At 43.3% G+C, this 24,873-nt stretch carries 19 protein-coding genes; 6 read left to right on the forward strand and 13 right to left on the reverse strand.

The window, feature by feature from the left end; all coding sequences use genetic code 11:
• Positions 1–2: 2 nt before the first annotated feature.
• From NH399_RS03370 to NH399_RS03380, 3 genes are read right to left on the reverse strand one after another with little or no spacing between them, the layout of a single operon-like run.
• Positions 3–2,444: a phage tail sheath subtilisin-like domain-containing protein gene (locus NH399_RS03370; protein ID WP_253037015.1), complete on the reverse strand. Its 2,442-nt coding sequence runs from the start codon at positions 2,442–2,444 to the stop codon at positions 3–5.
• Between the two features lie 17 nt (positions 2,445–2,461).
• The gene (locus NH399_RS03375) at positions 2,462–3,130 is read right to left on the reverse strand and encodes a hypothetical protein (protein WP_253037016.1); all 669 of its coding nucleotides are present in this window, start codon (positions 3,128–3,130) and stop codon (positions 2,462–2,464) included.
• Positions 3,130–3,729 carry a DUF4255 domain-containing protein gene (locus tag NH399_RS03380; protein WP_253037017.1) on the reverse strand — a complete coding sequence of 200 codons (600 nt, stop codon included), beginning with the start codon at positions 3,727–3,729 and terminating at the stop codon, positions 3,130–3,132. The genes NH399_RS03375 and NH399_RS03380 overlap by 1 nt, the downstream gene beginning before the upstream one ends.
• A gap of 870 nt (positions 3,730–4,599) precedes the next feature.
• Here NH399_RS03380 and NH399_RS03385 point away from each other — a divergent pair.
• Positions 4,600–5,142, forward strand: a complete 543-nt coding sequence (locus tag NH399_RS03385) for a PEP-CTERM sorting domain-containing protein (protein ID WP_253037018.1) — start codon at positions 4,600–4,602, stop codon at positions 5,140–5,142.
• Positions 5,143–5,197: 55 nt separating this feature from the next.
• Here the strand turns inward: NH399_RS03385 and NH399_RS03390 are convergent, their stop codons facing one another.
• Entirely contained in the window at positions 5,198–5,620 is a 423-nt protein-coding gene (locus NH399_RS03390) for a DUF4177 domain-containing protein (RefSeq protein WP_253037019.1), read from the reverse strand.
• A 500-nt stretch (positions 5,621–6,120) separates the two neighbouring features.
• On the opposite strand from NH399_RS03390, the gene NH399_RS03395 reads away from it, so the two are divergent.
• From NH399_RS03395 to NH399_RS03405, 3 genes are all read left to right on the forward strand, one after another.
• Positions 6,121–7,827 carry a DUF4856 domain-containing protein gene (locus NH399_RS03395; RefSeq protein WP_253037020.1) on the forward strand — a complete coding sequence of 569 codons (1,707 nt, stop codon included), beginning with the start codon at positions 6,121–6,123 and terminating at the stop codon, positions 7,825–7,827.
• A 156-nt stretch (positions 7,828–7,983) separates the two neighbouring features.
• The gene (locus NH399_RS03400; RefSeq protein ID WP_253037021.1) at positions 7,984–9,249 is read left to right on the forward strand and encodes an imelysin family protein; all 1,266 of its coding nucleotides are present in this window, start codon (positions 7,984–7,986) and stop codon (positions 9,247–9,249) included.
• A 73-nt stretch (positions 9,250–9,322) separates the two neighbouring features.
• Positions 9,323–11,548, forward strand: a complete 2,226-nt coding sequence (locus NH399_RS03405) for a TonB-dependent receptor domain-containing protein (protein ID WP_253037022.1) — start codon at positions 9,323–9,325, stop codon at positions 11,546–11,548.
• Between the two features lie 778 nt (positions 11,549–12,326).
• Here NH399_RS03405 and NH399_RS03410 read toward each other — a convergent pair.
• Positions 12,327–12,665: a hypothetical protein gene (locus NH399_RS03410; RefSeq protein ID WP_253037023.1), complete on the reverse strand. Its 339-nt coding sequence runs from the start codon at positions 12,663–12,665 to the stop codon at positions 12,327–12,329.
• 299 nt (positions 12,666–12,964) lie between these two features.
• On the opposite strand from NH399_RS03410, the gene NH399_RS03415 reads away from it, so the two are divergent.
• A complete protein-coding gene (locus NH399_RS03415; RefSeq protein ID WP_253037024.1) occupies positions 12,965–14,683 on the forward strand; it encodes an alkaline phosphatase in 1,719 nt (572 codons plus the stop codon).
• Between the two features lie 53 nt (positions 14,684–14,736).
• On the opposite strand, the gene NH399_RS03420 is transcribed toward NH399_RS03415, so the two are convergent.
• From NH399_RS03420 to NH399_RS03445, 6 genes are all read right to left on the reverse strand, one after another.
• The gene (locus NH399_RS03420; protein ID WP_253037025.1) at positions 14,737–15,072 is read right to left on the reverse strand and encodes a hypothetical protein; all 336 of its coding nucleotides are present in this window, start codon (positions 15,070–15,072) and stop codon (positions 14,737–14,739) included.
• A gap of 180 nt (positions 15,073–15,252) precedes the next feature.
• A complete protein-coding gene (locus NH399_RS03425) occupies positions 15,253–16,596 on the reverse strand; it encodes a cytochrome-c peroxidase (RefSeq protein ID WP_253037026.1) in 1,344 nt (447 codons plus the stop codon).
• A gap of 14 nt (positions 16,597–16,610) precedes the next feature.
• Positions 16,611–17,597, reverse strand: coding sequence for a FixH family protein (locus NH399_RS03430; RefSeq protein WP_253037027.1), 987 nt, complete (start codon positions 17,595–17,597; stop codon positions 16,611–16,613).
• Between the two features lie 104 nt (positions 17,598–17,701).
• Positions 17,702–19,828: a choice-of-anchor B family protein gene (locus NH399_RS03435; protein WP_253037028.1), complete on the reverse strand. Its 2,127-nt coding sequence runs from the start codon at positions 19,826–19,828 to the stop codon at positions 17,702–17,704.
• Between the two features lie 705 nt (positions 19,829–20,533).
• Positions 20,534–20,848 carry a hypothetical protein gene (locus NH399_RS03440; protein WP_253037029.1) on the reverse strand — a complete coding sequence of 105 codons (315 nt, stop codon included), beginning with the start codon at positions 20,846–20,848 and terminating at the stop codon, positions 20,534–20,536.
• Between the two features lie 178 nt (positions 20,849–21,026).
• Positions 21,027–21,272, reverse strand: coding sequence for a hypothetical protein (locus tag NH399_RS03445; RefSeq protein ID WP_253037030.1), 246 nt, complete (start codon positions 21,270–21,272; stop codon positions 21,027–21,029).
• Between the two features lie 1,062 nt (positions 21,273–22,334).
• Here NH399_RS03445 and NH399_RS03450 point away from each other — a divergent pair.
• On the forward strand, positions 22,335–23,558 hold the full coding sequence (locus tag NH399_RS03450; RefSeq protein WP_253037031.1) for a phosphatidylinositol-specific phospholipase C domain-containing protein: 1,224 nt from the start codon (positions 22,335–22,337) through the stop codon (positions 23,556–23,558).
• 50 nt (positions 23,559–23,608) lie between these two features.
• Here the strand turns inward: NH399_RS03450 and NH399_RS03455 are convergent, their stop codons facing one another.
• Together NH399_RS03455 and NH399_RS03460 are read right to left on the reverse strand one after the other, a co-directional pair.
• Positions 23,609–24,148, reverse strand: coding sequence for a hypothetical protein (locus NH399_RS03455; protein WP_253037034.1), 540 nt, complete (start codon positions 24,146–24,148; stop codon positions 23,609–23,611).
• Positions 24,149–24,212: 64 nt separating this feature from the next.
• Positions 24,213–24,833: a TetR family transcriptional regulator gene (locus NH399_RS03460; RefSeq protein ID WP_253037035.1), complete on the reverse strand. Its 621-nt coding sequence runs from the start codon at positions 24,831–24,833 to the stop codon at positions 24,213–24,215.
• Positions 24,834–24,873 lie beyond the last annotated feature (40 nt).

The raw sequence follows: 24,873 nt of genomic DNA on the forward strand, positions 1-24,873 counted from the left end.
CCTTATCCTTGTGCGCTACGGGTTTTCTGGCTGATGCGGAAGATGACAAACTCTGCGGGTTTCACAGGTGCCACACCAATTTCGACGATCAGTCGTCCGTTATCGATATCGGCTTGACTCATGGTATCGAGACCCACGTTAACAAAGAAGGCTTCGTCCTGGGTGACACCTTCAAGCGCCCCACTTCGCCAAACCGTTAATAAAAAGTTGGTCAGACTGCGTTTTACCGTCGCCCACAGTGGCTCGGCATTGGGTTCGAACACGGCCCATTGCATACCATTGTCGATGGATTTTTCGATAAACAAGAACAGGCGGCGCACGTTGATGTATTTCCACTCGGGATCAGAACTCAATGTGCGCGCACCGTATAAACGCAAGCCTCGATTCGCATCGCGAAAATCGCGGAAGCAATTAATATGACCAGGGTTAAGAATGTCTTGCTCGCCTTTGGTTAAGCGCGTCTCAAAACTGCGAATGGCTTTGACCACTTCATTCGCTGGCGCTTTATGAACACCACGCTGCACATCGGTACGAGCATAGATACCTAACACATGTCCCGAAGGTGCAATGTTAAGTTCATCGCCTTTTTCGCCAAAGGGATCAGCAATGGTTAACCAGGGATAGTAGTAAGCGGCGTGAGTGGTATCGTAATTTTTTCGATGGGTTTGCACACCCGCCAGTTTCGCGCTTTTTTCTGAATCTAAAACTGCAAAGCGATAGCGCATGCGCTCACAATGAACAATCAATTCTTTTTGCACATCCACCGATGTTTGGCCGGGAACCGCAACAATGCTGATGTCGTTTTCGTTGATCATCGCCTGAATACCCGTGCGCTGATCGGGATCGTCTGACGCGTTACCGATAAAGCTTTGATCATCAATGCTGGCGATATCGTCATCGCCCGATGCCAAATCAAAGTAAACACCGGTTAAAGGCGCATTACCGTCATTAAAGCTTCCTAGACGCACCAGCTCGGATGCGCCGGATGTAGAAATAGTTTGAGTACCATTGTCGTAGCTACCCACAATGCGTGGCGCATAACGTGGATGGTCAGCATCAATGGCCAAATCATCAATACGTTCGCTCTCGACAATTTTGTCGCCCTCAAGTCGCTCGACGACTAAATCAAACTCAATGGATTCCACCGCTTGATCGGCGGCAATCACAACACCGAGTGACGACTCAATAGTGACCTTAAGCCCGGCGCGATCGACCGCTGTGACTTTGCGAACAATGATATTATCGGGTGCCACTGTAAAACGCAGATAAGTGCCCTTTTGAATCGCAAACACCGACTTTAATAGAATTTCGGTATCCGTATCAGCAGCACCGGTTGACGTTTCTGTTTGCAGCAAACTTTTGGGTAACGCCAAGGCGCGTAAGTCATTGCCCCAGGCACCGGGATAAATACCGTGAACATTGCAGAATACATCATCAAGAAAACGCGCATTCGCCCCGGCAAGATAACCATTAGTAATTCCGGCTTTCAGCGTTAATACCACTTCTCCGCCATTAATTAAGTAATATTCTCCACCAGCTCGAATAAAGGCTTCTTGCCCTGTCATGGATTCGTTAATTGCGATGTCTGTGGCCGCCACAGCTGCAACACCACTTGCGGTGAAGGATTTATCAACACTAATAGTAACTTTGTACAAGCGTGTGCGAGAAACAGGATGATCAAAGAGCAAGACACCGCCGTTTTCTGAGAAAGTGGCGGTAGCATCGGCATTAATCGTAATGTACTCACTTTTATCAGGATCAATGGTGTCTTCGAGAAACAGAGTATCCAGATTCGATAGTGTTGCTGTTAAGGTGGCGTCGATTTCTAATCCACCTGCCGCAGACATATCTTGAGTGATGTTAACCGAGACATCTTCGTCTAATGTGGCAGAACACACATCAAAAGCCGCCGCATCAGCAATCTCTGCTGCCAATCCGCGATTAATCGAAATGGTGCGACTATCGACACTTTGGATCTCAACGACATCTGACTTGCCGGGCTCAGAAAACAGTAACTTAACGTCAGCGGCCAACTGATCGAATGGCCCTGAACCTAAGCGCAACGTTGTGCCATTGAGTGCGATGCCAGCGCTTAATTCAAAAGCGGCCGAACCTGCCAGGCTTTCTGAATACAACGCTGCTTCGGAGCGAGTTGCGGCATCACCCACAATGCGCGTGACATAAACCCGAGAACCGCCGTTCTTAAAAAAGCCCTCGGCAGCATAAGGGAGCGCATCAAGATTATTGGTATAAACGTTATAATCCAACTTTCCGCCAAATACGCGATTAAATCCCCCCAGGCTGGTCACCAATGTGGGAACATTCACAGGCCCTCTGGCGGTTACCCCTACCATTCCCGCAGTACTGGTACTCACGCCTTCAATGGGCTTGTTTCCTGACGATACCTCTTCAACATAAACTCCAGGTGCTAGATACTCTGGCATAGCATACTCTCCATAGCTCAATGGTTGATGGGAAGATCCCAGACATTGAGTGTTTGTGCATAATCAATACCAAATTCAGCTGATGTAATAACAGAGTCATCAGCTGAAAGACGAACCTGTACCGTTACCTTGTCGGCAATCGGTAGTGGGTAAAACTTCCAAACATTTAAACTGCCCACCGCCTGTCCATTGACCGACGATGGTGCGGTAACTTCCAAAACATAATCATCAGGATCTAATGCCTGATGATTTTGACGACGTAAACTAAGCTCGGCAGCCACAGGATTGGGCTCCAGCTGATCGGCCTCATCAAATAGCAATTGCCATGAGGTAGCCAAAGTGCCTTCTTGCAGGGCCTCTACTTGAGCAACATAGGCATCCCAGGAGGCTTTGGTTACCGTAAAGGTAACGGTCTTTTCTTGATGGGCTGTGGCTTGTATTTGAATACGAAAATGATAATCGTCGTCTTCGAACTCGCGCAGTAGATCAATAGCGGGACGAGAACTGAGTAAGAGTAAATTCCCTTGACCATCCAGACGTTCGCTAAATGGACACGGAAGAAAATCGACGTTACTGTCACTGCGATATTCCACTGTAACGAGAGAAATATCTTTAATCGGACGGGAGGATACCTGATCGGTCAGCGCCACCTTACCGACTTGAATGATATTTTGCATTATCGCCATCAGTCATCCACTCCCGACGATAAATCCCCTTGCGAAACACCCACACGATGGGCCGCAGCAGGTTGCTTGGCAGAATCGATGGGCACGACATCCACAGAAAACGAATAGCTCAATCGATAGGCCTCGTTCATCGCAGTCCATAATTGGTTAAGCGACTCCACAGACAAGCTGTCGGGATGAATGCGTAATTCTGTTGAGCCGCCGCGATCATCATTTAGGGTTAACTCAGCAGAACTTTGAATTAATGGGTTATCGTATAAAAACTGAATCAAACGCCCTAATAGCAGTTGATTCGTCACATGAGAATCGGTAACTGGTGTTAGCAAATAACGTAGTCGAAAAGGCAGCGGAGGATTTACCAGCGCTTCAGCACCAATGGCAACCATGGGTTGGTTACGCAAGTGTGCGTTGATATCCATGTGGTATAGATACAAAGAAATTTTGCCGCTATCACTATCAGCGTCATCGGGCTTGGCGAGTATAATATCGGTGTCGGCATCAGTTAATGAGAAGTCAGTATCTGGAGTATCAACCAAAGCATTATACAAATTGGTTTGTATTTCTTTGCTGATGTCATGCAGTACTGAGTAACTTGCCATTGATATCCCTTAACAATAACGACATGTTTTTTTAATTGAACTAGCACGTCACAATTTGTCGCAACAAATCAAATTCGTCACATAATTATGAGAGTAGTTTTAAGTTACTCACCTGAACTCTTTAAGGGAAGATGAAGTCCTTCACTCAATCAAGGTGTACATCCTGTATACATCTATTTAAATACTCGCTCATGTTCTTGTCAATGGCACCACCCTGCATTATCTCAAAATAATATTTAGCATTTTCTTGTATGCCTGTTTATCTGGGCTGTAGCGGTAAATTAATTTTTGTTAATAAAAGATCTTTTTGGCTGTGCAACAGGAAAAGCGATTTTTATTTTCGCTTTGCTAGATATTTTTAATATTAAAAATGGAATAAAAAATTAGCGCGAAAGAATTTTATTTGTTTAACAACCGTGACCCACTTAACTTTTTTGTCTGTTTTATTATGTTTTTAAGTCATTAGCGAATAATGTATTTTGTATATCAATTTTGCGACATTGATTTAAGGCCGTTTATTTAATTTTTTTATTCTCTATAAGCCTATCTTCTATAATGTTTTTAGATTCATCGAGCCGTCAGCATTAATCATGAAAACAAAAGCAGTGCTTGCTTTTTCTAAACATAATAGCAAGCTCAGTTAACGCTCTATTTTTGCTCGCATTTTGCTCACCTTCTACTTATTTCAATTTATTTAAATGCTTTTGTCATATTCTTAGACCATTTTAAAAACAATAAGAGTATTTAAAAAATGTTGAAGCCAATATTTTTGAACACTCACTTAATACTTAAGGCGAATTGTTTCGACTATTGACTAGTGTTAGCCTCACTTTTCTATTTAATCCTGACTATGGACAAGGATATTTTTCTATGAAAAAACTGCTCGTCGCTTTAACACTGTTTTATACTCAATTGAGTTTAGCAACGCCGTTCACTTTACCGGATCCGGATAACATCAATAGCTTTATGCTACAAGGTGCAGCCGACTCACCAGACTTGCCCAATTCAACAGGGGATTTTTTCTTTGGTATAAATCCAGCAGCGGATCATTATATTAGTGGAATATGGGTTCAGTGCTTTGGTGATGCCATCACTTTGGGTGATTCGGGGCCTGGTTATAGTTGCGATGGAGGCACTTATGATGTTTTGGAGCAATGGTACAACTACGGTGTTTCTGCACTGGCGTATGCTCAGTACCTGAACGGTGATCCCTCTCAGATGCCCGCCGACCAATTAGGACCGATGATTGGTTTTAATGCAAACTTTGAAGTGTCCTGGGGTATGTGGGGTGATCCTAAACATGCTGATGTAGCCATCTATTATACGGTGCAGGCAATTTCTGAACCGGGTGTTCTGGCTCTGCTCCTGGCAGGTATTTTAGGTTTTGCAGGATTCCGTCAGCGAGCTCATTAATATTACTCCATTATCCGCCGAGTCACAGCGGCGGATAATGCCACTCTATTGTATCCTAAATAATTTCTCGTTCTAGCAAAGCGACCATTTTTCCGGTTTTCATACTCCACATGGCACTTGCTAGCTCTAGCGTAAGTAACTGAACAACACGCCAACCTTCTTGGCCCTCACGGTTAAATATTCCTTCCAAGTCTGGCAACTCAGCTTTTTTGATTCCGGTTAAAAACCCTTCTTTATGCTCGATTTCTAATGTTTTGTATTCATAGCGTTTCATCCTGGGCTGCTCCTGGTAGTCAAGCTCCTGAATATCAACATCGAGAGCCGCCGCTAATGCTTTTTTGGATTGCAGCGATGCCGAGGCCTCTCGCTCAATGCGCTGAACAGTGCGGATGTTAAGTCCAGGCGCCAGAGCCAACTCATCTTGTGACCAAAAACGTTGTTTACGTAGTTCAACAACTTTCTCTGCGTTCACTCTCATATTGATATCACACCTTATTATTTCGTATAGAGGCCATTCCAGCCTACGAGAAACCCACAGAAACCTTTACGCCATCGTTACGGCATATCACTGACAAGCTTACGACAGCAGCAAAATTCGTCCAGATTTTGCCCAGCTCTTTAACGCTATCTGCCCAAAAACAGTCAACCAATGATTCAGACATAAAAAAAGCGCTGCGATGGTTATAAAGTGTCGTTTTGGGTTAGTAACCTAACCTTCTATATAATAAGAACATGCGCTCCGCTCCTTTCTTCTTTCTTTGAAACTCCAACTATTCATCTCCAGACACATCGGATCTCTAAGGCAATAAACTTATAAAGGTGATGTTTTTTATTGATACTTCAAATAATAAGGTTGCTTTTTATACATATTTGAGAATTTTTAGATATTAATGGTTTTTATAGTCTAATTGAGATTGATTAGCATTTATACTTAGTTTATCATCCGCGCATAAACTTGCGAATAACAGGAATAAACTCATGAAATCCAACTTAAGCAAAGTATTTTTTGCTGTTTCAGCGGCAACACTATTGAGTGCTTGCGGTGGTGGGTCCTCTAATGGTCCAACGAATACAGCCCCTACAGCGATTGCTCTTTCTAAAACCACTGTTGACGAAAATGCAGCAGGCGCGACGGTAGGTACTTTGTCTGCAACTGACGGGAATACGGGTGAAACTTTCACCTTTACTGCCACTCACGATCAGCTTGAAATTGTTGGAACTACGCTTAAGTTGAAAGACGGTGTCACCATGAACTTCGAAAAGACACCCACTTTGAATGTGAGCGTAACGGTAACAGACAGCGGCAACCTCTCCTTCTCTCAAGCTTTCACAATTAATGTAAATGACTTACTAGATACTTATAAGTTTGTGAATGGTGACGGCAACTCAACTGTTTCTTATTCTGGCCAGGTAACGCGCATGGCGCTTATCTCGCAGCTCAACAAATACATCGGCAGCGGTTTACAAGAAGACCTGAATGCTAGCGCTTTTGCTGACCGCGCCGCAGTGTTAGCAAAACTGAATTCTTTCTACCAGATTGCTGATGCAGACTATGACTTAGTGGCTGACGGTTTTGCCATCGACTTTATCGAGAACTCAGAGCAAACCAATTTACGCCAGCTGTCTTCTACTCACAAAGACTTGTTTGGCAAAATCGCTGGTAGCGACGCCGTTGGTCAACACAAAGACTGGAACGCAGGCGCGTTTGAAGGCTGGGGAGCAGCAGGTTCTACAACGCCTCACGGCTTGGTACAAATTTACTTTGGTATGCTGGCAGATAATGCTCAAGAATTCATTAACGGAAACACTCGTAATGACTTCAATGGCAACCCTATCACATCTATCTACTTAACCACTGACGGCCGTGACCTAAAACAACTGATTCAGAAGTTCTTGCTAGGTGCAGTAGCTTTCTCTCAGGGTGCTGATGATTACCTTGATGACGACACAGACGGCAAAGGTTTGCGCAGTACCAACCTGGCAGGCTCAAGTGCTTACACTTCACTAGAACATCAGTGGGATGAAGGTTACGGTTACTTTGGCGCGGCTCGTGACTACCTGGAGTACACTGACGACGAAATCGCTGGTAAAGGCGGTCGTGAAGCATACGCATCAGGTTTTCATGACAGCAATGGCAACAGCACCATTGATTTAAAATCCGAGCTCAACATGGGTAACTCTGTCAATGCCGCAAAGCGTGACCGTGGTACAGCCGCATTAGCCAACCCAACAGATTTCACTAACGCAGCCTTCACCGCTTTATTGAATGGCCGTAAAATTATTAACGATAACATTGGTACCGAGTTAACAACGGCACAAATGGACGCGTTAAAAGTAGAGCGTGACGCGGTATTGGACGCTTGGGAAAAATCGATTTCTGCAACAGTTGTTCATTACATCAACGACACCATTGCTGACTTAGATAAACTGGGTACTGCTGAATTTAACTATGCTGATTTAGCTAAGCATTGGTCAGAAATGAAAGGCTTTGCTTTGAACCTTCAGTTCAGCCGCTTCTCTCCATTAACGGATGCAAATTACACGCAACTTCACGTATTGATGCGTGATGTTCCAGTGGTTGCTCCGGCTGCTGACGTAACTCAGTATAAAGCAGACTTGCTGGCAGCTCGTGATCTTCTACAAGCAGCTTATAGCTTCGAAGCTGAGCATGTTGCAAACTGGTAGTCATATAAAATGACGCAGTGATTGAACAAAAGGTTAAGTCGCAGGGCTTAGCCTTTTGTCGTTTTTCTGATCTAAGTCAACAAGACACTTTTAAAAAACTGTATTTTTTTAAAGATGTCTTTATACTCGCCTCAAAGAAAAAAAAGAGTCAAACCCATGAAATTATCTTCGCTCAAACCTCTTACCCTTGCAGTGACGTCAACTTTGTTTGTGGCGGCATGTAGCGATAGTGTCGATAGCACTGCTGGAGCAGGCTTTAATGGCGGCAATAATAACGGCGGAAACCAAACTCAGTTTGATGAAAATGCCCTACTCACCCACCTCACTAACAATGTGATTACCCCAAAGTTCAACGAGTTTGAAACTGTGGCTAATAGCCTTGAACAAGCCGTGAGCACCTATTGTCAGAGTGAACAGGGATTTAATAATGGTTCAATCACTGAGCAGCAGCGCGATACGGATCGCACCAGCGCGCAAAATGCCTGGTTGACTTCAATGAACCAATGGCAACAGATCGAAGTCATGCAGTTGGGACCTCTCATTGCCAACCAAAGCCTACTAAAAAACAATATCTATTCCTGGCCTGTGGTTAGCACCTGTGCTGTGGATCAGGACGTTGCTTTCTTTAACGCTGGAAATATCAATGGTACGCCCTACGATATTTCTAACCGAGTATTTACTCGACGTGGTCTGGATGCTCTGGAATATCTGCTATTCAATACGAATCTGGCCCACTCTTGCACTGCCAACACCGCACCAGCTGGATGGGATGCTTTGACTGACGCAGCTCGCCGAGAGCAACGCTGCCAGTTTGCAGTAGCCGTGGCAGGTGACATTGCCAATAGCGCACAGCAATTGCTTGATGCCTGGGGTGGCGCGAATGGCTATGCTCAATCATTACTCAATGCCGCCAACGCACCGGGCAGTGACTTTAATAATGTTCACGAAGCCGTTAACCGCATTTCTGATGGCATGTTTTACATCGACAGTATTGCCAAGGATGCCAAGTTAGGCATTCCTCTGGGTTTATTTGATAACAGCTGTCAGCAAAATGTTTGCCCAGAAGATCGCGAGTCTCAATTTGCTAATCATTCTTTACAAAATATTCGCAATAACCTTGTGAGTTTACGCACTCTGTTTACAGGTGAAGTAACGAATAGCCAGGTGACATTAGGTTTTGATGACTTTTTGGTTGAAGAAGGCGCCAGTGCAACAGCCACCAATATGTTGAATGCAATCAACAATGCCATTGCTAATATTGACACTTATCAGGCGACTCTAGGCGACACCTTGCAAAATGACAGTGCTCAGGTTCAGGCAACACATGATCAAGTCAAAGCTATTACCGATCAGATGAAAGCCGACTTCATCAACCAACTGTCTTTGGAACTTCCAGCCACTTCTGCTGGTGATAACGACTAAGCAACCATCAAAAGAATAATGCTGGATGAACAGGCTTTCATCCAGCCACAAAACAGGACTTTCATCGCTTATTATGAATACCTCGCCTTTTAAATTAACAACACTCACACTGGCTACTCTGGTTGCGCTCAATGCCATGGCAGCGGAAGATGATAATGCCGAAGATAAGCAAGCCAAAAAAGAAGACGCTTATCATGAACGCATGACCATTATTGGTCAGCGCAAACAGCTGAATACCGAAGCAGGATCTGCAACCGTTATTGACGAAGCAGAGCTAGAAAAATATGAGTACGACGATATTCATCGAATCCTGGCAACCGTTCCAGGTGTTAATATTCGACAGGAAGATGGCTTCGGTTTACGCCCAAACATTGGCTTTCGTGGTGTCACACCCGAGCGTAGTAAAAAAATTAACATTCTAGAAGATGGTGTGTTAATTGGCCCAGCGCCCTACTCTGCGCCAGCGGCTTATTACTTCCCAATGGTTAGTCGATTGTCGGGTGTCGAAGTATTCAAAGGCCCCGCTGCTATTCTCTATGGTCCTAACACAGTCGCAGGAACACTTAACTTGCAAACTCGTGGGGTTCCACAAGATAACGAAGGAATGATCGATATCGCTGGCAGCAGTGATGGTTACCAGAAAGCCCACGCTTACGTTGCTCAAACGTCGGGTAATTTTGGTGTTCTGTTAGAAGGGTTAACCACTCAGAGTGATGGCTTTAAAGAGCTGGATGGCGGCGGTGACAGTGGCTTCGAGAAGAATGATGTCATCGCAAAGCTACGTTATAACCTGGACAGTGACAAGTACCAGCAAGTTTTTGAATTAAAACTGGGTTACGCCGATGAAGTTTCTAACGAAACCTACCTGGGTTTAACGGATGCCGATTTTGCTGCGACACCTTATCGACGTTATGCAGCCAGTCAGTTGGGCTTGATGGACTGGGAACATTCGCAGGTCCAATTTAACCATTTTATTGCTGGCAAAGATTTCGACTTAACCACACGAATTTATCGCAACAACTTTGATCGAGCCTGGCGTAAGCTTAATAATTTCCGCGACAGTGGCAGCACACCGAGCTTGCAGGAAATTTTACAAGATCCAATCACTAATGACCTTTATTATCAGGTTTTAACAGGCCAGCAAGATAATCAAGGATTGTTTGATCAACTGTTGATTGGAACTAATGATCGTTCGTTTTACTCTCAAGGCATCCAATCCGATTTGCGTTGGGAGTTTAAAGAATGGGGCATCACTCATAACTTCCGTTCTGGTATTCGCTTCCACCAAGATGAAATTGAGCGAGTTCATACTGAAGACAGTTACAACATGGTATCCGGGCGTCTGTCATCGGCAGGTAATCCTACCAATCTAACAACGGCCAATACCGAAGAATCCAAAGCCATCTCGTGGTATGCGCAAGACACACTTAACTTCGATAAGCTTGAAGTAACCTTGGGTCTACGCGGCGAATACATTGATTCTCGCTATCAAAACAATAAAGCCGGTCAAGAAACCGACTGGTTAGAAAAACAGACGACCATCTGGTTGCCGGGTGCGAGTGTATTTTATTCGTTAGATAGTCACTCTGGTTTATTTGCGGGTGTTCATCGCGGGTTTATTCCTACCAGCCCTAAGCAAGGTCCAGATATTAAAATCGAAGAGAGTGTTAATTTTGAGTTGGGTTATCGATATCAGCATTCAACCACTCGACTAGAAGTGGTTGGCTTTATCAGTGACTTTGAAAACTTAAAAGAGAGTTGTACGCTTTCTACTTCATCAGATTGTGTAACCAACAGCGATCAAGAATTTAATGCTGGTAAAGCGAAAGTAGATGGTGTCGAAATCAGCGCTTCTCATCGATTTGATATTGGTGCAGGCATCGATCTTCCCATTAGTTTTGTTTATACCTATAACAATGCAGAGTTTGAAGAATCATTTGAGTCCACTTTTGAACTTTGGGGTAATGTAACAGCAGGTAATCCGATTCCTTATCTGCCAGAAAATCAAATGAGCATAAGCCTGGGTCTTGAAAGCACACAGTGGCGCTTCAACTTGCTGAGTCGCTACATTGGCGAAATGTGGGAAGCGGCGGGCTCGGATGTAGCTTTATCGGGTGTCAGTACTGAAGCCTTTTGGGTGCTGGATGTTTCTGCCGCTTATGACTTTGATGATTATGGTACTTTGTATCTGAAAGTTGATAACTTGACTGATGAAGTGGAAATTGTAAGTCGACGCCCATTTGGAGCTCGTCCCAGTAAGCCGCAACAGTTTTTTGTTGGTTATAAATATCGTTGGTAATGATTAATAGGCCCCGCGCTTCTGGCGGGGCTATTTTCTTGATTAGTTAATTCAATATTTTTCTTTTAAGCTCCCTAGATTTTTTAACACTTCCTTTCGTCGTTATGCCTTGTTTGGATATTCGACGACATCCTATACCAAGAACTGCAAAATAGTTCTGGCATGTTCATTCAACTAATTTTAAATATCAACCCCAAGTTTGACTTTCTGTCGTTTAGTAGAAAGCAGTATCTGACTTACTATTAAGCCTCGAGCAGAATATATGGGTAAAAAGCCAACTTTCTCCACTTCTTTATCGGATGTAAACTCAACGAAAAACGCTCCGCTGAAACCCAATAGATCCGTTATCATTTTCACCTATTTATCAGGATTAATTTTCTTACTCTCGCAAATAGTAATTTCAATTGACGTAGGAAAGAGACCTAATTTCATTTCAGATACATTTACACTTCTAACATTTATTTATGTCTCTACCGCCCTGCTCTCTGATATGTGCGCCAGCCTTTTAATTTTTCGTAAGAAGTTCAATATCGCAGCCAGCCTTTTTCTAATCAGTGGGATAATGATATTTATACCATCATCTCTTATGATTACGTTTTCACATGAACTTAACAGTCTTCTTATAACAATAACTGGCTTCTATACTCTTTCTCCTCTTTTTCTTGGATTCTACTATCATCATTTTAATTTAAAATCATTGCATCCAAAAAAATAGAGTAAGTTTCTGGCTTTATCTTTACATTCATTCAAACCATCGAATAGCTCAGAAAAACGAATACTAAGTTAATACAGGTAACTTCCCAGCACTATCAGCCATAATCGAGCAGCGCTCAACTTTATCCAATGAACGTCGTAGAGCGGCTTGTAGTATCTCAGTATCACCGCCTTGCACAGCTTCGACTTCGTCATCGTTTAATTCACTAGAGATTGTTTGAGTAATACAATGGCAATAAACTTTTAGCCCTTCCTCACCATAGGCACCGCTTTCTGCATCTCTGCAATTAGCATAGGTGCTGGCTTCAAAGCCCCCTCGCCCCGTATTTTGCGATAAATTATCGAGCACATAATAGACAAGCGCCATTGCAATAATGAATATAATAATCTTATTTTGAGTCATTCGTCACACTCCATAAATCCCTGATCCTGACATTGTCCTATAGTAGCGAGATTACAGAATAAGTTGAAGTAAAAAGGGAATCGCCGAAGACTCAAGAGTATAACGATTATTTTTCATTCAAAACAATCTCTTTATATCGAGTTAATTTTACCACTGTCATCTCTGTGACATATTCATTCCGATGAGTCGAAAAAGCTTAACAATGCGTTCATTGAACGGGTCCGCCCAGTTATTTATAAATGTCGCTCTTTAAAAAACAAGCAGTAGCGACAAAAAAATAACACACCTCGGAGACCCCCATGAACGTGAATCGCCGAAGCTTTGTCCAATTGATGGGCGCTTCTTTATTAACCCCTTATACCTTAGTAGCGCATTCAGATTCCGGCCCTTATGCCGACTACACTCAGCTTGATTTGGGTATCAATAACTTTGGTTCCAACAGCGAGTCAATTTTTGACTTATCGGTTGCTTCAGGAGATCCTGCTCCACGAGGTGTTATTTTATGGACGCACATTCGCGATACCGAATACGATGGTACCAGTCCTTTATTTTTCCAGGTCTCGTTAAACAAGAACTTCACTCAGTTGGTCATGGAAGGCAGTATTGACGCGGCTGACTTTTCAGCCCAAAGAGATCACACGGTGAATCTGGATCTCGATGGTCATCTTCAACCAAGGCAAACCTACTACTATCGATTCATATATAAAGGTGTGGCGAGTCGCACTGGCCGCTGCAAAACTTTGCCAGAACACAATCAAGACATCAGTCAGCTTCGTTTTGCCGTATTAACCTGTCAGGATTACACCACTGGATACTTTAATGCCTACAATCATCTGGCTAATGAAGACCTGGATTTTGTAATCCATCTTGGCGACTTTATTTATGAGTATGCAACCTACCCAAGTTTTGATGACCAAATCAAACGCCCTATTCATTTGCCCAGTGGCGAAAAAGTAGCTATCGATATTCGCGACTTCCGTCATATTTATCGAACCTTCCGTTCAGATAAAAATCTACAGCGTGCAATGGAGCAACATACCTTCATTATCACCTGGGATGATCACGAGACGGCCAATGATACTTTCTGGGACTATGATAAGGATACCCTAGGTGCGCCCGATCATCCTTACACCACCGATAGCCGCTTTAACAATGATCCACAAAAATTGTGGCAGTTGCGAATCGACGCACAAAAGGCCTGGACAGAATACGTTCCCGCGCGCGTGATGATCGACGAAAACGCTAGTCATCCTTTTGACTATCTAAAGCTTTATCGTAGCTTCCGTGTCGGAAAGTTAATGGAATTGTTTATGACGGACACGCGCACTTACCGTAGTGAGCAACCTTGCGGCGACGGCAATAACTGGGACAACTACTGGTGCTACGACTACAACTCACCCGGTCAAACCATGTTAGGCAACGAACAAAAGCAATGGTTGATTGATGGTATCACTCAATCGTCTGCAAAGTGGAAAATGTGGGGCAACCAGACCTTGTTAGCACAACTTGCGCTAACAGTTCTCGGTCATCAAGTGGCTTATGCCAATTATGATGCCTGGGATGGCTATCAAAAAGAACGCGAAGATATTATGAAGACGGTAAAAAATCGCGACGTTAATAACTTTGTGGTATTGACCGGTGACTTACATACACACATCGCTTCTTACCTTAAGATTAACTATCGAAATATAAATAACTGGGATTACAGTAATCTGGTTGGTTTGGAGCTGATGACACCTTCGATTACCTCTCCTAATATTCAAGATATTATTGATGCAAACATACCATTAAAAACCGATCTCAGCCCATTGCTAAATGGCGGAGCACAACTCAATAATCCACATATTAAAGACTTTAATAGTGCCATTCATGGTTACGCTGTTTGCGAAGTCGAAGACAATAAGCTGTATTGGGATGTTTATAACATCGACCATAAAGAAGACAAACCCAATACTCACAAAGAAACTTATAAACGCTTTAAATACGATCCTTGGTGGATGTGGTTAAGAAAACGCTAAGTCTTGAAATCATCACAGAAGAAGCTCAAGCTTTGTTTCTTCTGTGATGTGTTTTAGCTGACTTTCTTTGCTGCAACATATTCACTCGCATCGTAGTGCTCTACCAGATGACTCTGTAAGATATAAAAGTCTGTACCATCGATCAGCACTGGTAAGCAGGTTCCACAATTGGTACAGAACGAACGCGAATAAGGCAGAGAACCAATATCAGTCTGGTTTTGATAAGTCTTCACATATCGTAAACTGGTTAACCAAACGAAGTCTTTTTTTTCTACTAACAATTCAGCAGAATCTAAACCACAACATTGAGCGCGCCCATCCGGTTGGGCAATGGTTAATTCGCCATTAATTTCGAACACGACCTTTCCACATAAGCAACTACCTCTCATTTCAACTCCTTAAGGTTTCAATGTATTAGGGGCATACTCTTTACTTTGGCCATTCCCCGAATATCCTACTGACCTGAAATGAGATATAGAAGCGTGATTATTCACATTAGCGTCACAAAATATAAATACCGAATTATTTCTCTCGTAACGTAAAAAAAAGCTTTAACAACGACTAATTTTTTAATGCGTTTGATTCTTATTATTCTTTTGTGCTACCTCTTTAGTTGATAGGTTATTGGGATCACGCCACCACTCATCAGTATCTTTTATCGGCGAAGTTAAGCTTCCTAAAAACGCAATCACATCGTCAATTTCTTGCTCTGTTAGTAGTAAAGGCAAGATATCAAAGTGAGGTCGCTCCGGGTGTTGCGAACGGTCATAGTAAGGCGGTGTAGGTACATTATAGTGCTGCATCACTTGCTTAAGATCAGCGAACTGCCCAGTTTGCATGTAAGGTGCGGTATGCACAATGTTTCTTAGCGTGGGAGTCTTAAATGCGCCAATGAGTTCTTTTCCTTTCGTTTTTAAAAACAGCATTTCTTCACAAGACTCTTTCGGTGCATCGCTCCACTTTGATAAGCAGGTAAACTCATCTTTCACCAAGGCTTTAACGCCCTCGTAACGACCAAGATCGACCTTAACAAGATTCGACTCAGGCGCCCCTACGTTATGAAACTCAAAGTTGGTAAACAAAGGACCATTGTGGCAACTCGCACAGTTAGCTTTGCCAACAAACAAGCGCAAACCTCTTACCTGAGACTCTGTTATTTTTGTTTTGGCTTCTTGTGTTTTGCCCTCATTCAATAACTCTACAAATTGATCAAAGGGTGCAGGGGTCATCATCAGTCGTCGCTGATAAGCCATTAACAACTTACCGCTGTTTGCAAAAATCTGACTCATCTGCTCTTTTTGTGCAGCGGTCATCGTTAACCAATTGTTCTGAGCGGTTTGACTCCCTATTGGCGAGGCATCTTCTGGCAAAGATAGTAGTTCGCTCACATTGTTCACTTTGCCAAAAATAGCTTCATAGTCAGGCAAATAAGAGCGCAACATGTTTTGTGCAACTGCATTGCGAGTGGTGCCATGTTCCACCGGATTTTCTAATGGTCCCAGTGCTTGCGACCACAGGCTGTCTTTTCGACCATCCCAGAATAACCAAGGACTCCAGGCAGCTCCCAACAAAGACGGCGCACTACGGCGTGTCGTACCCAATGCAACAGAAAGCGCTTTACCATCGGTAAAATATCGCTCGGGTTGATGACAGGTGGCACAAGAGACTTGCCCATTGCCACTCAAGCGCTTATCGAAAAACAACTGCTGCCCCAGCTTTGCCGCAGCTAAATCATCTGCGATCACATTGCCAGGAGACTTAGGCAACTCAGGTAGGCGAGATAAAGAGAACTGCTTAAGAAACTTCAGATCTGCTTCGGTAAAACGATAAGGATCTTGAGCATGCAGGGGAACAACGCTCAATAAAAGAGTTCCCAATAAAGCGATAACAAGCCAGCGGACACAAATCTTCATAATGCCTCCCTGGCTTATAAAACTAAGTTAAAGGTTAAGTCATCCGGCACCGACTCTTTGTCGGCTGAATGAACCTTAAAACTAATGACCCACCAGCCTTTCATTTGAAATTTAAGCCCTTCTACCTGATAAACACCAGGAGCCACTTCTTTCGTCACTCTAGGCTCTGTAGGTAAGCCGTGTACATGGCCGGGCATGTGGCCTTCGATATCAACATTAGCATTAGTCACCGGTTGTCCATTACGATCACTGAGTAACAAATGCCAGCGATGAATTTTATTAAGTGGCACTGCACTAACATTATGTTGCGCTTTAGCTTCAGGATGAGCATCTACCTCAATATGGCCAAAAAAATCTTGTTCGCGAGAAATCTGAAAGGCACTGATATCAAGATCCGGTGGTGCATTCTGCGATGCGAGAGCGGGAATTTGAAGAGACATATCGTCATTCTCTCCGCGATCTTTAATACGGTCTGTTCCTGTAGCCATTCGGTTTAGCAAAGAAGGCTTCACACTAAGAATACGAGAGTTATGAGCCAGCGTCATAGCGATGGTGTCATCCATGGTCAGTGGATCACGATTTTTCACCCAGGGCTTCCACTTCTGGCAAAAGGCCTCTTCAAAAAATGATCGAGCTCGTTGTTTAAGCGACAGGCTCTCGGCGCGTAACCGCCCTCCTTCCAGTTGTTTTTGCTCCAGTTGCAAAGCCAGCTTTTGAGCATCATGAGCCAGTTGGTCTTGCACTAATGGACTGCTTTCCCTTCTCTTATGAGCTCTTAGCTTATTTATTTTTTTGCGCAGACTGTTGGCCTCAAGGATTAAAGCGCGCGACTTCTGCATGTTGGTGTCAGATAATTCAAAGTAGTGGTTTGCTTTATCAAATAGCTCGTTCGCATCGAGACCATAAAAAGTCTCGGCACTGTCACTCGCTTTGATAGTAAGACTAAGGTTGATAACAATGATTAATCCAGTAAAGAACAGCTTTTGTTTTATTTTAGTCATCTGGTTACATCGCTCTCTGCTGATAATAAAAACGCAAAAAGAGCGGCTGATAACTCAGCCACTCTTACTCAACAATCATGTCTTTTTAATCGTGTTTACCTCGACTATTGAAAAGTGATACTCCAACGATTAATCGTGCCCTGATCATAAAAAGCTAAATCTCTTACCCTGAGTTGCCACTGACCATTGGCTGGCTTATTCCCCACGTTGACGCTGTAGGTTTCGACAATGTTATTCGCCGATCCCCCGGTACGATTATGTAAATTGAAAACCGTTCCATCAGGATGAACAAGGTCCACGATAAGATCGCCTTTGTAGGTGTGAGAAATATCAACAGCCACACTGACCGTTCCAGAATTACCAGTACGAGTGGAGTCAATAGGACTAGAGATACCGGTGGAGTTATTATCCGGAATACTATAGCTATTGGTGTTTTCGAAAGTGTCAGGATTGGGTGGCGGCGGAGGTGGCGGTGTACCACTGCCAATAGAAACCGTGTAATCCTCAACTTCACCATAATTGAAAGTGCCACAGGCTGACGGTGCCGCATTGTAGCGCATCACCACGCGCATACGCGTCGTTGTGCCTTCCGCTGACGCAGGGATCGTCATATTGCCAGTCACCGTCGAATTGGTCGCACTGCCAGAATCAAACACAATTTCACTATCAGCGAAAGTTTTATCATCATTGAGGTCAACCCAGATACGCCAATATTCATTGTACTGTGAACCAGAAAATGAAGGTGTCAAAGATACAGCGGTAGTACCAGTACCCACACTTACGGTGTCTGCTGTAAAGTCGCTGTATTTTGCACTACCAGAGTCTTTGCTGAATGAGCCGACGGTTACATTGCTCACCCACTCTTCGCTGGCGTTGTTGCTTGCCGCTGTACAATACTCAGGCGGTGGAGGTGGTGGTGGCGTACCATTACCAATAGCGTCCCAATCAGGACGAACGACAAACAGACCAGTTCCGATATCACTCAGCACCACATTGCCACTTTCAAAGTAAACGTAGCTGCTCCAGGTGCCAGAAAACTGTGCAGAGTCTGATCCTGGAATCGTGTCAAAGTAGGCAACCTCACTCAGGTTTCCATTATTGATATCGTCTGATGAAAGAATCCGTAAACCTGCGCGGTAATTGGTTTCAAGAACGTAACCGTTCAAGGTATAGAGATTGTGATCGATAGCTGCCGTGGGTCCAACATAGCGCCCTATTTCTTGAGGATTATCAAGATCGCTTACGTCCCAGATATAAGAGGTGGTGTTGCTGCCAGTACCAGATTCATCCAGCTCATCATTCATTATGAGCTTGCTATGGGTGTTATCCAAAAACCAGCCCTGATGGGTATAGCGCGATCCCGCATAACCACTACGAGAAATCTGCACTGGATTGCTCTTGCTGGTCACATCAACGATAGTAATTGTATCTTCGTTGTAGCCAACACAGATTTCACGACCACTGTAGGTTGAATCTGGTCCTGCATAATTGACACACTGAACGTCGTGAGTGTAACCATCGGAAGAGAAACACCCGGCGTAAGTCGGTGCCGTTGGCGTTGATACGTCAACCATATACAAACCACCGCTGCATTGATTGGAACCAACGATGTAGGCAAAGCCTGAGTCTTCGTTGATAGCAATATTATGCGCATTACCAAAACCACCCAGATGTGCAGTCTCAGTTAAAGTACCACCGGGCGTTACCGTACGTAATGTTGTCAGGTCGAATACTTGCAAACCGTGTGTTCGGTTGCCACTGCCATCAGCAACAATAAAAGCATGGTCGTTATACACTTTCATGTCGCGCCATGAGTCGCTGCCATTATTATGGGATGGTAAAAAACCGAGGTTTACGGGATTTTCTGCATTCGTAATATCAACAAATGCAGTACCGTGAGTACGCCCAACAATGGCAATTTCTTTGCCAGTCACCGGATCGGTCCAACCCCAAATGTCATTCAGATTTTGTGACCCACCACCTAGGTTTGCCTTTGGCATAAAAGCCATAAGATCAACTTTATCGCAGGGATAACCTGCCGCACTGCCATTGGTACATTGATTAGCAGCAAACAAATTACCACTTAGCATCAACAGCATAGATGCCGATAAACCTTCGTTGGAATTGTCGTATCGAAAATTGTCTTTAAACATTGCGCTATGAGAAAAGCTGAGCACAGAAAACGTTAGACAAAAGAACATTGCTACGATCTTCTGATAGAGAAGTTTCATATTATTTAGCCCCGTGTGCATGAGTATTATTGTTGCATTCATCGCATCACAGCAGAACCAAACAAGCCCACAACAACTTGTTTCGCCCTAGAACGATCAATCGTTTTTACATTGTTAACTCATTGACTCGTTACAGCATTTTTTCGACGAGTTTTTGTCGTTGGTCCTAAACGACAACACGCTTTGATTTTGGTATTCATTCCATCGGTTCATTGGCCGATAGTTAATGTTATCAGCGTGCTTTTTTGTTATCCCGTCGCCTTTCAAGATGCAGCGGTTTTGTTCAAGTTGCAGCGCTGCGCGCACTCACCCAATCACTTAGTAAAACTAAGCTCAGGGGATTCGCTTGCTGGCCGCCTAGCTGCACCTCGAAATGCTTTGGGTATATCTCAATTCACTGTATAAAAAACCAGCAAATCGAGTATAGGGCAATTGTAATAAGCTTTTAACAATAAACAACTGAAAACTTAATGAAAGTCCACAGAAAAAATAATTCATCTCAGTGTTGCAATTTTTACCCGGACATTAGCTTACATTTTTGTTAACTAGGGTTTTGTTTTGGTGTTTGAGATAGAGAAAACGCGTAGAAAGGAAATACCAAATTGAGACGAATAATAAAAAACGGACTGAAAAAAAGTTTCAAGTGAAACAGGTTTTGGGTATCAGGTGATTGTACCCAATACCCAGACACTAACCTATTTGTGATTAATTAACCAACTTAACCCAAGAAACGACCGCGCGACCACTTTTACACACTTCGGTGTCATGAAAAGACAATTTCTTTTTAGTGGTGAATGCCGCTAGTACGAGAGAGAATTTGCGATCAGCTGTTGCTTCATCTGGACTTTGCACTCGATATAAGTCGGTGCCACAAGCGTTTGTTCTGTTAGCACTAAACTCAAATTCTGTTGGCGCGAGATCGGGTTGATAAACATAGTTAACGGTTCTGTCATTAACATCTTTACCCGCAATAGCAGGTAATGCCATTACTCCAATGACAATACTTATGAATGTTTTCATAGTGGAATTCCTCAAATTAAAAATGACCGCACTCTAAAAAACAGGAGTGCTAACCTGCTAGTAAGCAATGCAGGTTTTATCGACATGTATCCAGAATCCGTATTTCTGGAATGTCCATTACATCCAATACAAATAGCCCGCCTTGCACAGCGACTAAGCAGCGAGCTATGTTATTTCACTATTGGTTCGAATGAGTTTTGTGTTGCTTCAGCACTTGAATTTCCATCGCTGACCAAGCCATAAAAACAAAGCCAAAGACGGTAGAACAAAACAGAACAACTAATTGGAAAGAAGAGCCATTGGCCTGAAACAACTCACCCGAATTAAAAATAATACCGAAATAGTTGAATACGCCAAACAAAAAAGATACAGCTCCTAACAAGAAAGCAACGAAGTACTTCGAATTATCTTTGTTTAATTTCATTTTCTTTATTCCCAAGGTATTTCATAGCAGACTACACCTTTGCTACTTGAGATAGTCCAACTCTCACATAAGTGTAGTCAATCATCAAAAAAGCACAAACTGGTCGCCCAAATTTATCTTTTCAGTGGGTAATTGGCTGTTACACGCAGATATGAATCAAAAAACGCAATTTGTAACGTCCCATAGCGCAAGTTAGCTAAACCTAACTGCTCCAAAAAAGCACTTTCCCTTATCCGTTCCTTCGAATTGGTCCGAATAATAAAGGCTTTTTTCGTTTAACACAAGAGACGCCCACAAAAAACCAGCGTAATTTCAATAATTAAGATAATTATACCTAGTCTTATTATTGAGAAACATTGCAGTTTTGTATCTTCACAATATCTTAGTATCCACTTGCCATTTGTAACATCAGAAAGAGTAAAAAACACTCAGAAAATTATCTCAAACTAGGTAGTTAAAACATTAAAAATACCTATGGTGAGCTATTCGGGAATGTCATTATTTACTCTCAAAAATATCTCCCATTCGAATGTTTGATAAATATTTAGCGTACTTTTTAAACGCTTTTTATCGTTTTCTGGTTGACAGAAAGCCAGCCCAAAAAAGAACGACAATTCTGACAGTTTAAAACTCATCCAGCCATTGAGGTTCGATTGCTCATAGAACGTTCAATTCAGGCAGAATATCTCTCAAAAAGTTATTTGCTTAGGCTTTATTTACCCTTGTCGCCCTATTGAGGGGCTAATACATTGGTGCAATAAAACCATCGACACGAGCCATGACAGAACCATTAACGATGGTTCTAAAGGTTAAGACGAAGCACATAAGCGTTTGAGGAATCTTGAGCCTAAAAAAATTCTCTTTGAGGCTTCTGGAGATCACCACCGCTCATTGACTCCCCTTCACTAGGACGAAAAACCGTGTCGGTATATTGATAGGCTTATCCTGAACTCAGGATGAATAACGTCTAACAGACAGAGGCTGTCAAAGCGGGAGGCTGGCAATCTTTGTATAGGGCAAGGCCCCTACTCCGTTAAACACAACAATAAAAGGTAACGCGTTATGACATTAAAACATCGTTGGGCAAAGCCACTGGCGGCTTTGGTTGCTCTGGGCTTAAGCGGTTTGGTCAGTGCTGATTCAATCGATAACTTTAATAACAGTTGGGTGGGTAAAACGCTAAAAGCTCAGCGTAATCTCGATGTTTATTCGCCGATGGCTGATAACAACATTCCAGGTACTCACAATACCTATAATTCCGAAGTGTATCGTGCCTGTAATTTTTCTGTTGGCTGTCGTTATCTCGATCCACAACAAAAGTACTCCATTAAAGATCAGCTGCGTATGGGCGCTCGTTTTATTGAAATCGATGTGCACTGGACACGCAAAATGGAGAGTATCTTTTCTTACCCCAAGCGATTATTGATGTGTCATGGCTTCTGTAGCTTAAACGACAAATACCTGACCGAAGGACTTAATGAAATTAGAGACTGGTTAAACAGCTCAGAAAGCGACAACCAGGTTCTTATTTTATACATTGAAGATCACATGGACGGACGTCATAACGATGCCTACAACCAGATCAATGCGCGCTTCGGCAACAAGATTTACAAAAGTAACGGCTGCCGTGCGATTCCTTCTGACTTAACCAAAGCCGATGTACTTGCCGCAGGCAAAAAAGTGGTGCTTTGGGGAGATGGCGGTTGCAGTGGTAACTCTAACTGGAAGAACACCGCCTTCACTAGCCTGGGCGATATTGGTCGCATCTGGGAAGACAGAACCACAACAGGCACCATTGCTAATGTAGTAACCGGTGGTAAAACTGGCCACATCAGCTCAGGTGATGTGACTCGCTTCTTTAGAGAAGGTGCAAACATCGTCAATCTGGACGATATGGTAATGAACGATGGCCGTCTGGAAGCGGGTATCTGGAGTTGGGATCGTAACGAACCCAACAACTGGGGTGGCGTACAAGATTGTGCTCTACAGTGGGGTAATGGTCGTTGGGATGATCAGAGCTGCGATACCTACTATGTTTTCGCTTGTAAAAATCATCAAGACAACAGCTGGAAAGTGACGGCGAATAGCGGTCCATGGAGTAGCGGACAGGCACAGTGTCAAAGTTTGGGCAGCCAGTATCACTTTAGCGTTCCAACCAATAGCCTCGACAACCAAAAGCTAAAACAGGCCAAAGATAATGCTGGGCACTCTCATGTATGGTTAAACCATGATGACCGAGCTCAAGAAGGTCAGTGGAAAGTAGAAGGTCAGAACACTCAGTTCTAAGACATCGTACAAAACCTCGAAATGGATCTTCGAGGTTTATATTTTTTCAGCTAATGTAAGGCGATCTGTTCGGCCAGCTCAACCTCGGCCAGCAAGCACATATACTCCAAAGTACTTTGAACATCTGTATAGTTGCCAATCAGTCGGTTACTCATAATAAACAGATGCCCTAACTTTTCACCTTCAGGTGAGTAGTAATTACAGCCCGCGTAATCATCGACACCTAATTCAAAAAGCATTTCATCATCAGGAAAAGTTGCGCGCACTTTACGAAAATAACAGCTACTACTGGCCTCGGCGACCTTTTCACAGGGAGTATTGGCCAGTTCATATTCAATGGGATCTTTTATGATACGCGCGTTGTCACAAAAGGACATTACCCGCACCCCTGCCTTACCGTTATAACGACCAACGCCAGCATAACGACAATCTGTAGCCATCGACAAAGCCAACGCAACAGAATCAAACACCCCTAACTTTAATCCACTAAAGTGCTCGTATAATGCCTTAGCACTTTTCTCCATCGCTTTACCTGGTAGCTTCGACATTCCTAATTTGCGAGCTTTATTATTGGAACGATTTGTATTCATAACACCTACACCACTCATACCCCATCTTGAGTATAGAATAAATTCGGTTAATGGAAACTTGGAGTTACTCCCCCTCCCAACCTAAACCTCGCAAATAAATACCCAGTTGCAACTGAGCTTGTTGGCGAATAGACCAATCTGCCTGTTGAAAAGTCCACAACTCCATTAAACCATTTACCAGAATAATCAATCCTCTAACAACGTTTTCTTTATCTGTGTCTGAACCTATCAATCCCTGAGACTGTGCCTGCTCTATTGGTGTGCTAAAGAGCTCAAAGGCATGTTGTAGATCGGTTTTCATACGTTCAATCAACACGCTCATTTCTTCAGTAAACTCACATTTGTGATAGAGCAGCTGGTATACCCGCTGTAGATCATCAGACGCTTCCAGTTGGGCAAAATAATAATCTACGCCCGCCAGGATTTTTTTAATCGGGTGTTCTTGTTCTTCCATCACCCGTTCCGACTCTTCATCTACCTGCTGGCTGTAGTGTGTGATGACCTCATCCATCAATTGAGCTTTGTTATTAAAGTGCCAATATATAGCGCCTTTCGTTAATCCAGCGGCTTTAGCAATATCATTCAAGGTCGTTTTTGATACGCCCTTTTGGCTCATCACTTCTAGAGCAGTTGATAACAAAAGCAATCGTGTTTGCTCGGCTTCTTCTTTCGTTTTTCTGGGCATAACCTTTACTCTAATGAATTAGCCCTCAAGCAAAGCCTGA

Origin of the sequence: Pleionea sp. CnH1-48 (assembly GCF_024124665.1) — a bacterium.
GTDB lineage: Bacteria > Pseudomonadota > Gammaproteobacteria > Enterobacterales > Kangiellaceae > JAMXSB01.

Coding starts and splice junctions, on each gene's coding strand:
- NH399_RS03460 (WP_253037035.1), bottom strand. CDS start 24,833: ATGCCCAGAAAAACGAAAGAAGAAGCCGAGCAAACACGATTGCTTTTG.
- NH399_RS03455 (WP_253037034.1), bottom strand. CDS start 24,148: ATGAATACAAATCGTTCCAATAATAAAGCTCGCAAATTAGGAATGTCG.
- NH399_RS03425 (WP_253037026.1), bottom strand. CDS start 16,596: ATGAAGATTTGTGTCCGCTGGCTTGTTATCGCTTTATTGGGAACTCTT.
- NH399_RS03390 (WP_253037019.1), bottom strand. CDS start 5,620: ATGAGAGTGAACGCAGAGAAAGTTGTTGAACTACGTAAACAACGTTTT.
- NH399_RS03400 (WP_253037021.1), top strand. CDS start 7,984: ATGAAATTATCTTCGCTCAAACCTCTTACCCTTGCAGTGACGTCAACT.
- NH399_RS03430 (WP_253037027.1), bottom strand. CDS start 17,597: ATGACTAAAATAAAACAAAAGCTGTTCTTTACTGGATTAATCATTGTT.
- NH399_RS03445 (WP_253037030.1), bottom strand. CDS start 21,272: ATGAAATTAAACAAAGATAATTCGAAGTACTTCGTTGCTTTCTTGTTA.
- NH399_RS03405 (WP_253037022.1), top strand. CDS start 9,323: ATGAATACCTCGCCTTTTAAATTAACAACACTCACACTGGCTACTCTG.
- NH399_RS03380 (WP_253037017.1), bottom strand. CDS start 3,729: ATGGCAAGTTACTCAGTACTGCATGACATCAGCAAAGAAATACAAACC.
- NH399_RS03415 (WP_253037024.1), top strand. CDS start 12,965: ATGAACGTGAATCGCCGAAGCTTTGTCCAATTGATGGGCGCTTCTTTA.
- NH399_RS03375 (WP_253037016.1), bottom strand. CDS start 3,130: ATGGCGATAATGCAAAATATCATTCAAGTCGGTAAGGTGGCGCTGACC.
- NH399_RS03435 (WP_253037028.1), bottom strand. CDS start 19,828: ATGAAACTTCTCTATCAGAAGATCGTAGCAATGTTCTTTTGTCTAACG.
- NH399_RS03370 (WP_253037015.1), bottom strand. CDS start 2,444: ATGCCAGAGTATCTAGCACCTGGAGTTTATGTTGAAGAGGTATCGTCA.
- NH399_RS03410 (WP_253037023.1), bottom strand. CDS start 12,665: ATGACTCAAAATAAGATTATTATATTCATTATTGCAATGGCGCTTGTC.
- NH399_RS03450 (WP_253037031.1), top strand. CDS start 22,335: ATGACATTAAAACATCGTTGGGCAAAGCCACTGGCGGCTTTGGTTGCT.
- NH399_RS03395 (WP_253037020.1), top strand. CDS start 6,121: ATGAAATCCAACTTAAGCAAAGTATTTTTTGCTGTTTCAGCGGCAACA.
- NH399_RS03420 (WP_253037025.1), bottom strand. CDS start 15,072: ATGAGAGGTAGTTGCTTATGTGGAAAGGTCGTGTTCGAAATTAATGGC.
- NH399_RS03440 (WP_253037029.1), bottom strand. CDS start 20,848: ATGAAAACATTCATAAGTATTGTCATTGGAGTAATGGCATTACCTGCT.
- NH399_RS03385 (WP_253037018.1), top strand. CDS start 4,600: ATGAAAAAACTGCTCGTCGCTTTAACACTGTTTTATACTCAATTGAGT.